At 69.8% G+C, this 12,242-nt stretch carries 9 protein-coding genes; 5 read left to right on the plus strand and 4 right to left on the minus strand.

What is annotated here, in order from left to right; genetic code table 11:
• Window positions 1-30 precede the first annotated feature (30 nt).
• Both AC1P0E_RS29245 and AC1P0E_RS29250 read right to left on the minus strand, forming a co-directional pair.
• Window positions 31-1,059 carry a LacI family DNA-binding transcriptional regulator gene (locus AC1P0E_RS29245; RefSeq protein WP_482745104.1) on the minus strand — a complete coding sequence of 343 codons (1,029 nt, stop codon included), beginning with the start codon at window positions 1,057-1,059 and terminating at the stop codon, window positions 31-33.
• Between the two features lie 149 nt (window positions 1,060-1,208).
• The gene (locus AC1P0E_RS29250; RefSeq protein WP_482745105.1) at window positions 1,209-2,720 is read right to left on the minus strand and encodes a M1 family metallopeptidase; all 1,512 of its coding nucleotides are present in this window, start codon (window positions 2,718-2,720) and stop codon (window positions 1,209-1,211) included.
• 166 nt (window positions 2,721-2,886) lie between these two features.
• Between AC1P0E_RS29250 and AC1P0E_RS29255 the strand changes: the two genes are divergently transcribed.
• The 5 genes from AC1P0E_RS29255 (at window position 2,887) to AC1P0E_RS29275 (ending at window position 10,940) form a co-directional block, all read left to right on the plus strand.
• Window positions 2,887-4,857, plus strand: a complete 1,971-nt coding sequence (locus tag AC1P0E_RS29255) for a Xaa-Pro dipeptidyl-peptidase (protein ID WP_482745106.1) — start codon at window positions 2,887-2,889, stop codon at window positions 4,855-4,857.
• Window positions 4,857-6,143, plus strand: coding sequence for a M14 family metallopeptidase (locus tag AC1P0E_RS29260; protein ID WP_482745107.1), 1,287 nt, complete (start codon window positions 4,857-4,859; stop codon window positions 6,141-6,143). Before AC1P0E_RS29255 ends, AC1P0E_RS29260 begins: the two co-directional genes overlap by 1 nt.
• Window positions 6,144-6,265: 122 nt before the next feature.
• Entirely contained in the window at window positions 6,266-7,957 is a 1,692-nt protein-coding gene (locus AC1P0E_RS29265) for a BCCT family transporter (protein ID WP_482745945.1), read from the plus strand.
• A 248-nt stretch (window positions 7,958-8,205) separates the two neighbouring features.
• Window positions 8,206-9,234: an oxidoreductase gene (locus tag AC1P0E_RS29270; RefSeq protein ID WP_482745108.1), complete on the plus strand. Its 1,029-nt coding sequence runs from the start codon at window positions 8,206-8,208 to the stop codon at window positions 9,232-9,234.
• A 68-nt stretch (window positions 9,235-9,302) separates the two neighbouring features.
• Window positions 9,303-10,940, plus strand: a complete 1,638-nt coding sequence (locus tag AC1P0E_RS29275) for an ABC-F family ATP-binding cassette domain-containing protein (protein WP_482745109.1) — start codon at window positions 9,303-9,305, stop codon at window positions 10,938-10,940.
• Here the strand turns inward: AC1P0E_RS29275 and AC1P0E_RS29280 are convergent.
• Window positions 10,912-11,877, minus strand: coding sequence for a serine integrase family protein (locus AC1P0E_RS29280; RefSeq protein WP_482745110.1), 966 nt, complete (start codon window positions 11,875-11,877; stop codon window positions 10,912-10,914). The two genes, AC1P0E_RS29275 and AC1P0E_RS29280, sit on opposite strands and share 29 nt — an antisense overlap.
• A 5-nt stretch (window positions 11,878-11,882) precedes the next feature.
• Entirely contained in the window at window positions 11,883-12,044 is a 162-nt protein-coding gene (locus tag AC1P0E_RS29285) for a hypothetical protein (RefSeq protein ID WP_482745111.1), read from the minus strand.
• Window positions 12,045-12,242: the final 198 nt, after the last annotated feature.

Raw genomic sequence — 12,242 nt, forward strand, 5'->3', positions numbered from 1 at the left:
CACACCCCCCACGCGGCGGGCCCCGGCCGCTCAGGCCGAGGCCCGCCGCACCAGCTCGGTCGGCATGATCACCGAGGCCGGCGCGCGCCCGTCACCGCCGCCCTCGCTCAGCACCCGCATCAGCAGCCTGACCATCAGCCGCCCCATGCCCTCGATGTCCTGGCGGACCGTGGTCAGCGGGGGATCGGCCACCTCCGCGACGCCCGCCACATCGTCGAACCCGACGAGCGCGACCTCCTGAGGCACCCGCCGCCCCCACTCCCGCAGGGTCCGCAGAGCGCCCGCCGCCATCAGGTCGTTCGCGGCGAAGACGGCATCCAGATCCGGCCGGCGCTCCAGCAGTTCCGCCATCGCGCGCGCACCGCTGTCCACGGTGAAGTCGCCCTGAGCGGTCAGCGCGGGATCGGCGTCGAAGAGTACGTCGCGGTAGCCGTCGGCGCGGTCGATGGCGGAAGTCTGGTCGCGGGGGCCCGCGATGTGCGCGACGCGTTCCCGGCCCAGCCCGACGAGGTGGCGTACGGCACTGCGGGCGCCGCCCCGGTTGTCGCAGTCGACGTACGGTACGGCGGCCGCACCGGAGCCGGGGCGGCCGCCGAAGACGGTCGGGACCTTGGCACGGCGGATGAGGGCGGGCAGCCCGTCGTCGTCGTGCAGCGAGAAGGCGAGCGCGCCGTCGACGTGGCCGCCCCCGAGGTAGCGGGCGATGCGGTCGTAGTCGCCCGGCCCTTCCACCCACAGCAGTACCAACTGCGAGTCGTTCGCCGTCAGTTCCCGGCTGATCCCGCGTACCTGCTGCTCGAAGAAGGGGTCCGAGAAGATCCTGAACTCGGGCTCGGCGATGATCACGGCGATCGCGCCGCTCTGCCGGGTGACGAGGGACCTGGCCGCGTGATTCGGGACGTACCCCAGCTCCTCGACCGCCTCCCGCACCTTGTCCGCCAGTGGCCGCCGCACGCCCGCCCCGCCGTTGACGACACGGGAGGCCGTGGCCCGGGAGACCCCGGCACGGGCGGCGACGGCTTCCAGCGTGGGGCGGGACCCAGCGGACTGCTCGGGCAAGACGGGCGCTCCTCGGCGGCTCGGGGAGAGGGCTGCTGGGGCGAGGATATCCGCAGCCAGGACATGGTGAGAGCGCTTTCAGCCCACTCGTACGCACACACCGCCGCCCCCCACCCGAAGGGACGGCGGCGTGGCGTACTGCTGCTCACTCAGTGATGGTCGTGCTCGTGGACCGTGTTCGTCGCGGCGATCTTCTTCCACGACTTGGGCTGCGCGGGCTTCGCGCCTTCACCGGCGTCCGAGCGCGCGATCCGGTACTCGGCCGCCGCCGGGGCACCCGGCTTCGACGGCTGGTACAGCCAGGTGTCGAAGAGTCCGGCGAGCGGCTTGCCCGAGACGTTCTCGGCGTACTTCACGAAGTCACCGACGCTCGCGTTGCCGTGGGCGAACTTGGCCGGCCACCCCTTGAGAATCCTGAAGAAGTCCTCGTCACCGACCTCGTTGCGCAGCGCCTGCACCGCCAGCGCGCCCCGGTCGTACACGGCGATGTGGAACTGGTTGTCCGGCCCCGGGTCGCCCGGCTCGACCGTCCAGAAGGGATCATCGGCCGCCCGCGTCTCGTACACGTAATCGGCCAGCTCCTGCGTCGTGCCCTCACCCTCCTTCTCGGACCAGAGCCACTGGCTGTAACGGGCGAAGCCCTCGTTGATCCAGATGTCCTTCCAGCCCTTGACGGCCACGCTGTCGCCGTACCACTGGTGCGCCAGCTCATGGACGACGACCGAGACGTTGGCGCCGTTGGCGAACTGCCGAGGGCTGTAGAACGGCCGGGTCTGAGTCTCCAGCGCATAACCACTCGCCACGTTCGGGACGTAACCGCCGAGCGCGTTGAAGGGGTAGGGGCCGAAGACCTCGGTCAGGTACTCGGCGACCTCGGTGGTCCGCTCGATGCTGGCGCGCGCCGCCCCGGCGTTGTCGCCGAGGTCCTTGCTGTAGGCGTTGAGCACGGGCAGCCCGTCCGCCGTCTTGTCCGTCGTGATGTCGAACTTGCCGACCGCGAGCGTGGCGAGGTAGCTCGCCTGCGGCTTGTTCGAGCGCCAGTTGTAGCGGGTCCACCCCAGCTTCGAGCTCTGCGACTGGAGTACGCCGTTGCTGATGGCCTGCGTGCCGTCCGGCACCAGGACGGAGACGTCGTACGTCGCCTTGTCCAGCGGGTGGTCGTTGCTCGGGAACCACCACACGGCCGAGTCGGGCTCCTGGGCGGCGACGCCGCCGTCCGGGGTGCGGTGCCAGGCGGTGTAGCCACCGATCTTCAGCTCGGACGGCTTCCCGGCGTACCGGACGACGAGGGAGACGGCCCGGCCCTTCTCCAGGGGGGCCGCGGGAGTGACGACAAGCTCCTGGTCTCCCTCCTTGACGAACTTGGCCTTCTTCCCGTTGACCCGCACTTCGCTCACGCCCAGACCGAAGTCGAGGTTGAAGCGCGAGAGGTTCTGCGTGGTGGTGGCGAGGATGGTCGCCGTACCCTCCAGCAGGTCCGTCGTGGGCCGGTACTTCAGGCGGAGGTCGTAGTGCGACACGTCGTATCCGCCGTTGCCGCTGGCCGGGTAGTAGGTGTCGCCGATGCCCGGAGCGCCCGGGCCGAAAGTTGCGGCCGATGCCGGGATCGCCAGCAGAAGTGAGGCCGCCAGTACGCCAGGGACGAGAATTCTGCGGTGCACGGATACTCCAAGTGGTCAGTCCGAAGGATCTGTTCGCACCCTATTCAGCCCACGCGCCACCAGTCATGTCCATGGTCGCTCCTGTCACACAACTGCCATCTGGCCGACACCGGCCCCACTCCTGCCCTCTTTTGCACAGCAGTTGACCGGAGTACCTTCCAGGCCCATGCCGATATCTGCGCGGGGATCCCGCTCGAAGTGGCGAAGGCTCATACCGGCGGCCACGGCTGCCCTGATGGCGGTCGCGCTGACCCCGGCGGGCGCCCAGGGCGCCGCGCCCAAGGAGAGCAGACCGGTCTACTCCTACGACAACGCGATCCGCGAAGCCGTATGGGTGGACACGCGCATGGACGGCGACGCCGACGGGAAGACCGACCGGGTCGCCGTAGACATCGTCCGCCCCGGGGAACCCGCCCAACAGGGCCGGAAAATCCCCGTCATCATGGACGCCAGCCCGTACTACTCCTGCTGCGGGCGCGGCAACGAGAGCCAGAAGAAGACGTACGACGCGGACGGCGACCCCGTCCAGTTCCCGCTCTACTACGACAACTACTTCGTGCCCCGCGGCTACGCCTTCGTCGCCGTCGACCTCGCCGGAACGAACCGCTCCGACGGCTGCGTGGACGTGGGCGGCCACTCCGACATCCAGTCCGCCAAGGCGGTCGTCGACTGGCTGAACGGCCGCGGCAAGGCGTACACGACCCGCACCGGCTCCGAGCGCACCAAGGCCCGCTGGTCCACCGGAAACACCGGAATGATCGGCAAGAGTTACGACGGCACCATAGCCAACGGCGTAGCGGCGACCGGCGTAGAGGGTCTCAAGACGATCGTCCCGATCGGCGCGATCTCCTCCTGGTACGACTACTACTTCGCCCAGGGCGCCCCCCTCTACGACAGCGGCCCCGACTGGCTGTCCGACTACGTCGAGAGCCCCGACGCCCGCACCCGCTGTCAGGCAGTCCAGAAGCGCCTGGTCGACGAGGCCCCGCGCAACGGCGACTTCACCAGCCTCTGGGCCGAGCGCGACTACGTACCCGACGCGGACAAGGTCGACGCCAGCGTCTTCCTGATCCACGGCATGCAGGACCTCAACGTCCGCGCCAAGCACTTCGGCCAGTGGTGGGACACCCTCGCCGACGCAGGCGTCGACCGCAAGATCTGGCTCTCCCAGACCGGCCACGTCGACCCCTTCGACTTCCGCCGCGCCGACTGGGCCAAGACCCTGCACCGCTGGTTCGACCACGAACTCCTCGGCTACGACAACGGCATCGACCGCGAACCGATGGCCGACATCGAGCGCGCCCCCGACCAGTGGTCCACGGACAAGGTCTGGCCGCCCCGCTCCACGGACGCCACCACCCTGCGCCCCGCCAAGGGCGTCGAGCCCGGCGTCGGCACCCTCTCCCTGAAGCCCGCGGGCCCTCGCGCCACGGAAACCTTCACGGACGACCCCAAGCTCAGCGAGAGCGACTGGGCGGCGCAGATCGACACATCGACCACATCCAAAGCAGGCTTCACCACCAAGCCGCTCACTCGCGACCTGCGCCTGTCCGGCTCCTCCAAGGTGACGATCACCGCGACGCCTTCCACCTCGACCGCGCACCTCTCCGCAGTCCTGGTCGACCTCGGCCCCGACACGATCCGCGACTACACCGCCTCGGGCGAAGGCATCACCACCCTCCCCGCCCGCACCTGCTGGGGACCGAGCACCACAGGTGACAGCTCCTGCTTCAAGGAAACGAAGGCCCGTACCGCCAATGTCGACCACACCGTCTTCAGCCGCGGCTGGGCCGATCTCGGCACCTACGCCGACGCCGGCAAGGGCCGCCCGCTCACCCCGGGGAAGCGGTACACGATCACCCTGGACCTCCACGCGAGCGACCACGTCGTGCCCGCCGGACACCGTCTCGCTCTGATCGTCGGCGGCACGGACGCGGGCCTCATCGACCCGCCCTCGACCACCCCGACCCTCGGCATCGACCTGTCCCGTACGGCCGCGGAACTGCCTGTCGTCGGCGGCGCCAAGGCATTCGCCCGCGCCACCGCCGGCTCGCGCGCCTGGACCGCGTCGGGCGCCCGGCTCGACGGAGTGGCCGAGCCGCGCTCCATCCGCCCGATCCCGGGAGGCACCCGCTGATGTACACGCGTATCCGCGCCATCGCACTCGGCGCCGCCGCAGCGGCCCTCGCCGCATCCTTCACCACGACCACCGCCGCCCAGGCGTCCCCGGCCCCACCCCGTACGGGCTTCGAGGAGACCAACGGCGCCCGCTGGACGACCCAGCCGGAGGAACAGGACTTCCTGACCGAGGTCGACCGGGCCACCAACCGCGTCACGATGTCCACCATCGGTACGACCAATCAGCAGCGCCCCCTCCAACTCGTCCGCATCGCGGCCCAGCGGCACACCAGTACCACCGTCCTCCTGATCTGCTCCCAGCACGGCGACGAACCGTCAGGACGCGAGGCGTGCCTGTCAACCGTCCGGGACCTCGCGTACGCCAAGGACAAGAAGACCCTCGACTTCCTCGCCCGCACCACGGTCCTCGTCGTCCCCACGGCCAACCCCGACGGCCGTGCCGCCGGCACCCGTACCAACTCCGACAACATCGACATCAACCGCGACCACATCGCCCTCAAGAGCGCCGAGGCCCGGGCGACAGCCGCCGTCATCCGCGACCACAAACCCGAAATCGTCTACGACCTGCACGAGTACGGCGCCACCCCGCCGTACTACGACAAGGACCTCCTGGCGCTCTGGCCCCGCAACCTCAACACCCACAACGAGGTGCACGCCGAGGCGCACACCCTCTCCGAGTCCTATGTACGCCCCCACGCCGAGGACGCCGGCTTCAGCAGCGGCATCTACGGCATCTGGACGGACCCGGTGACAAACGAGCCGATCAAGCAGGTGGCGGGCGACGGCCAGGAGCGCATCCTGCGCAACACGGCCGGCATCAAGCACGCAGTGGGCCTTCTGGTGGAAACCCGAGTGGACCCACTGACGCCCGAAGAGCAGAAGAACCCCGCCCTCAACAACAAGCGCCGAGTGGACACCCAACTAAAGGCCCTCAGCGGCGCGTTCACTTTCACGCACGAGCGGCGCGGAAGCATCAAAGCCGCCACCGTTCGCGCACGCGCGCAGGGCTTCGCGGACCGCGGCCCCGTCTACCTCGGCGGCGCGGACAACGACCCGGCCGAACCCACCGAGACGATCCAGAATCCGCCCTGCGGCTACCACCTCTCCCCGGCTCAGTACGCACAAGTGGGAGACGAGCTGGCCCTCCACGGCATCGTCACTCACCCCCATGCCAAGGGCGCGTACGTACCGCTCCGTCAGTCCGGGCGAAACCTGGCCGTCCTCCTGCTCGACGACCGTGCGGCGTACCACCTCACACCCGGTAGGCCCGACACCACCTGTTAGACAGTTGAGACGTGCAACACATGTGGTAGGGGGTACGGGAGAGCGAAACCGAGCTCAGTGATTCCCGAAAGGTGCCGCCTGTGTCGCACGAACAGAAACCGGCTCAACGGCTTCGGCTGCCGGTGAGGGCGGCTCTCCCGGGCCGCCACCCGCACGAGGACGAGACGCCCCGGACCGACCGGGTGGTGTTCGGCGTGACGGCCGTGCTCACCCTGGCCTTCGTGCTCTGGGGCTCCGTCTTCACCAAGGCGCTGGAGAGCGTCTCCGACAAGATGCTGAGCGGCCTGATGCACAACGGCGGCTGGGCCTTCGTCCTGGCCGCCTCCGGGTTCGTCGTCTTCGCTCTCTGGCTGGCCATCAGCCGTTACGGCAGAATCCCGCTCGGCCAGGAGCACGAGGGGCCCGAGTTCCGCACCGTGTCCTGGGTCGCGATGATGTTCAGCGCCGGCATGGGCATCGGCCTGATGTTCTACGGCGTCAGCGAGCCGCTCGCGCACTACATCACCCCGCCGCCCGGCACCGATCCCGCCGACTCGGCGGACGCCATGCAGACGGCCCTGGCCACCACACTCTTCCACTGGACCCTCCACCCCTGGGCGATCTACGCGGTGGTCGGCCTCGCCATCGCGTACAGCACCTTCCGGCGCCGCAGGCGGCAGACCATCAGCGCCGTCTTCGAGCCGCTGATCGGCAAGAAGCGCGCCGACGGCACCCCCGGCCGGGTGATCGACATCCTCGCGATCTTCGCCACCCTCTTCGGCTCCGCAACCTCCCTCGGCCTGGGCGCCCTGCAGATCGGCAGCGGATTCCGTGAACTGGGCTGGATGGAGAAAGCAGGCACCGGACTCCTGATCTCCATCATCGGAGTCCTCACAGCCGCGTTCGTCTTCTCAGCCGTTTCCGGCGTGGAGAAGGGCATCCAGTGGCTGTCCAACACCAACATGGTCCTGGCCATCATCCTGGCGGCCTTCGTCTTCATCGCGGGCCCGACCATCCTGATCCTCGACCTCCTCCCCACCTCCCTCGCCGCCTACATCGACCAAATCCCACAACTGGCAGGCCGTACCGAGGCGGCGACGGGCGGCGGCGAAGTTTCCGACTGGCTGAGCAGCTGGACGGTCTTCTACTGGGCGTGGTGGATCTCCTGGACGCCGTTCGTCGGCATGTTCATCGCGCGCATCAGCCGCGGCCGGACGATCCGTCAGTTCGTCGGTGGCGTCATCCTCGTTCCCAGCACCGTCAGCCTGGTCTGGTTCGCCATCTTCGGCGGTACGGCGATGAAGCTCCAGGAGCGCAACCAGGTCGGTGACGAGTCGACGCCCGAGGGCCAGCTCTTCGGCGTACTCCAGCAGTACCCCATCGCCAGCGTGATGAGCCTCCTGGTCATGATCCTGGTCGCCATCTTCTTCGTCTCCGGGGCGGACGCCGCCTCGATCGTCATGGGCACGCTCTCCCAGCGCGGCACCTTCGAACCGGCCAGGTTCGTAGTCATCTTCTGGGGCGTGGTCACCGGCGCCGTGGCCGCGGTGATGCTGCTCGTCGGCGACGGAAAGGGTGACGTGCTGGCCGGCCTCCAGAACCTCACCATCCTGGTCGCGGCTCCCTTCGTCCTCGTCATGGTGGGCATGTGCCTCGCGCTCATGCGCGACCTGCGCCAGGACCCGCTGATCGTCCGCGGTGAGATCGCCGAGGAGGCCGTGGAGAGCGCGGTGATCGCGGGCCACGAGAAGTACGCCGGCGAATTCGAGATCCGCATCGGCCCGGGCCCGGAGGCCACCCCCGGTGAGGGAGACGAGCGCAAGAAAAACCCCTGACGCCCCGCCGACCCCTGCCAGAACGCGCCCCCCTGCGACTCACGGTGCCGGGAGGGGACGTGCCGGGGCGCTCCCCGCAGGGTGTCGAACGCAACCACCCCGACGAAACCCCAGTACCCGAACGTTCGGCACCCGAGGAGACGCCCCGGCGCGGCACCGACCCCGCGCCGGGCCCCCACGCCGGCCCTCCCGCCAACCGATCCGCGCTGCCGTGCTCACATCACGTCGTAGCTGGGGATACTCAGGACATGTCTGCCGACTACGCGACTTTCGGGCTGGCCCCGGCCATGCGGGCCGGTGGTGTCCTCGTCAACGGGGACTACCAAGTGCACCGCGACTTCATGGACTTCCTCATCGACGGCCGCCCGCTGCTGCACCAGCTCTCCGACCTGGACGCGGTGTCACCTCTGGCCGCCGACGTACCGCCCGCCATTTTCACGGCCCAGGTACGCAGCCTGCTCCTGGAAGCGGACGCGCCCCTCCCGGAGAGCCGGTACGTCATCTACGGCTGCCCCGAGTGCGAAAGCCTGGAGTGCGGCGCGGTCACCGCCGTGATCGAGCGGGCGGGGGACGACTTCGTCTGGCGGGACTTCGCCTGGCAGACGTCCGAGACCGCCGACCTGGACCTGAACGGCTACCAAGGGATAGGCCCGTTCCGCTTCAGAGGCCCCCAGTACCGCACGGCACTGGAGCAACTGCTGGCAGCCGACGACGAGGAAGCACCACCCCGCCGCCGAGTCCTCCTCATCGGCGCGCGCGTCGACGTACTGGCGAAACTGGCCGCCGCCCTGCGCACGATCAACATCGGCGCGGACATCACCGGCGACGCGGCGGACGTACCGTCCGAAGAGCTGCGGGCGTACGGAGCCGTGGCCTACGGCAGGGCGGTGGACGAGCGTGTGCGCGCCGCCACGCAGGCCGCTTTCGAGCGGGCGGGCGCCGATGTGGCCTACGTGGACGGCCTGGCCCCGGTCATTCCTCTGCTCGTAGCTCAAATAGAGGCCGCCCTGGACCGCAGCCCACCGGAGCAGCGCCGCCTCACGCAGCTGGTGGCGGTGGAGGGCGAAGCGGGAGTGGAGGTGACGTCCACCTGCCGGGTACAGCTGATCGCGTACCGCCTGGACCGGCTGTACCGGACGCACACCCACGAGGTCTTCGACGGCGTACTGGAACCGGGGAAGCACCGGATCCCGCTGGACGCCCGGGCGACGAAGGGCCAGTCCTTCATCGTGGCACGCACGGTAGGGGCGGTACTGGTGACCCCGATGATCCGCTGACCGCACACCCACGCCCCACACAGCTGCCGCTCACCCCGCCGCGGGCGCTCGGTAGGATTCGTGTCCTGATGACTGCAACTCTCGTCGCCAAAGATCTCGCCGCAGGCCACGGCGACCGCTCCCTCTTCTCCGGGCTCGACCTCGTGGTCGCTCCCGGCGACGTGATCGGCCTCGTCGGCGTGAACGGCGCGGGCAAGTCCACGCTGCTGCGCCTGCTCGCCGGACTCGACACCCCCGAGGAGGGCGAGCTGCGGCTCTCGCCGCCCACCGCGACCGTCGGCCACCTCCCGCAGGAGCCGGAGCGCCGCGAAGGCGAGACGGTACGGGCCTTCCTGGCCCGGCGTACCGGAGTGGCCGCCGCCCAGACCGCCCTCGACGAGGCCACGCAGGCGCTCGTCGACGGGACCCCGGGCGCGGACGACGCGTACTCGAACAGCCTCGACCGCTGGCTCGACCTGGGCGGCGCGGACCTCGACGAGCGCGCAGAGGAGGTCGCGGCGTCCCTGGGCCTCACCGTCGGCCTCGACCAGCCGATGACAGCCCTCTCCGGCGGCCAGGCCGCCCGCGCCGGCCTCGCCTCGCTCCTCCTGTCCCGGTACGACGTCTTCCTCCTGGACGAGCCCACGAACGACCTGGACATGGACGGCCTGGAGCGCCTGGAGCGCTTCGTCTCCGGCCTCCGCTCAGGCACCGTCGTCATCAGCCACGACCGCGAGTTCCTCACCCGCACGGTCACCAAGGTCCTGGAGCTGGACCTCGCCCAGCAGCAGATCAAGCTGTACGGCGGCGGCTACGCGGCGTACCTGGAGGAGCGCGAGACCGCGCGCCGCCATGCCCGTGAGGACTTCGACGAGTACGCCGACAAGAAGTCCGCACTCGAAGGCCGCGCCCAGATGCAGCGCGGCTGGATGGACAAGGGCGTCAGGAACGCCCGCCGCAAGTCCACCGACAGCGACAAGCTCGGCCGCAACCTCCGCAGCGAGGCGAGCGAGAAGCAGGCGGCCAAGGCACGCCAGACGCAGCGCATGATCGAGCGCCTCGACGTCGTCGACGAGCCCCGCAAGGAGTGGGAGCTGCGCATGGAGATCGCGACGGCCCCGCGCTCCGGGGCGGTAGTGGCCACACTGCGCGACGCAACGGTCCGACGCGGCGACTTCGGCTTCGGCCCGGCGACGCTCCAGATCGACTGGGCCGACCGCGTGGCGATCACCGGGGCCAACGGCGCGGGCAAGTCCACGCTGCTCGCCGCCCTCCTCGGCCGCCTCCCGCTGGACGGGGGCCACGCGGCGCTCGGCCCGGGTGTGGTCGTCGGCGAGGTCGACCAGGCGCGGGGCCTGTTCTACGGCTCCGAGTCGCTCCTCGATGCCTTCTGCGCGGCGGTCCCCGACACGGAACCGGCGGAAGTACGCACGCTCCTGGCCAAGTTCGGCCTGCGCGCCGAGCACGTACTGCGCCCCGCCACCACGCTCTCACCGGGGGAGCGGACCCGCGCCGCGCTCGCGCTGCTCCAGGGCAGGGGCGTAAACCTGCTGGTCCTCGACGAGCCGACGAACCACCTGGACCTGACGGCGATCGAGCAGCTGGAGTCGGCACTGGACTCGTACGAGGGCACACTGCTGCTGGTCACCCACGACCGCCGCATGCTGGACGCGGTCCGTACGACCCGCCGCATCGAGGTCACGGACGGCAAGGTAACCGAACTCTGACGCACCCGGGCCGGCCGCACCCGACGTGGCCCGGGCAAGCCGCGCCTGAGGCGGCGCGGGCAAGCAGCGGCTCTGACGCCGGCCGCCCAAGCCACGGCTCTGACAACGTCCCCGGGCGCCGGCCACCGGCTCCCGGGGCGCTCTTCGGCCGTGTTCTCGTATAGCTGCCGCCACCCGTCATGTAGCGGAGCGTGACTGACTTCCGAGATCTGTAGTGGGGGCATGCAGGTTGACGCGGTTCTCGTACTCGTGGCGGGCCTTGCGCTGGTGCCGGGACCGCCGCAGCGCCGCTGAGGGCCTGGCAGAGGTCGAGGAGTCGGCGGTGGATCGCGGGCACAGCGGTGATGCGCAAGGTGTAGCCCTGGCCGCGCCGTACGGTCACGCCCTGGTCGAGCACGGTGCGCTCGGCGGGCGCCAGATCAGTGGCGCGGAGGAAGTCGGCGACCTTGCCCGGCATGTCGAGGACCACCGACAGCTCCGGGGTCGGGGCGCCCGTGTCGCCGACTGTGTACTCGGGCAGCAGGTCCGCGACGGCGGTGCGGATGGCGCCGCGGCTGACGTTGTGATCGCGAGCGAGGGCGGCGATGGACCCTCCTTCCAGGTACGCGGCGCGCACGGCGTCGGCCTTCCCGGCCGAGACGGCCGGGCGGCGCCCGCCCTTGTTCCCCTTCGCCTCGGCAGCCCGTAGTCCGTCGTACGTCAGCTCGCGCTGGAGTTCGCCGGCAGCAGCGAGGGTCTGCACCATGAACTTCACGGTGGACAACAACTCTCCGGTGCGCGGGTGGCGGGCGGTGAGGTCCATGGCGGAGAACGCGCCGTCGTGGATGCGCAGGGCGAGGCGGCCCTGGTGCAGGACGTCGAGCACGTCGAGGATGTGCTGGGTGCCGCGTACGAGGCGGAACATCTCGGAGATGTGCACGGTGTCGCCCGGCCGCACGTACGTCAGCAGGTCGCCGGGCGCTCCAGCGGATGAAGGCGGCTGGAGGTGCCGCCCTCTTCCTCAAAGACCACCGGCTCCTCGATGTCGGCCTCGTCCAGGACGAGGTTCTGACGGTCGGTCGACTGCTGGGCGGTCGACACCCGCTTGTAAACCAGGTTGACCACTCTCTTCCTCGTTCTGTCGGCACATCGGACCCGAGGTGTCATCAAACCCTGTCGCCAGCCGTCATCGGATCTGATTGGATCCGCGCCTTCGTGAGGCCCCGGAATGTACGGGTTCATTGGACACCTGCGGCACCTGTCGTCATTCGTACGTTTGCGAGTCGGTGGCGGCTGCGGTAGGCCATGGGGTTCAGGATTTCA

Source organism: Streptomyces sp. TRD_SC_5, assembly GCF_056836825.1.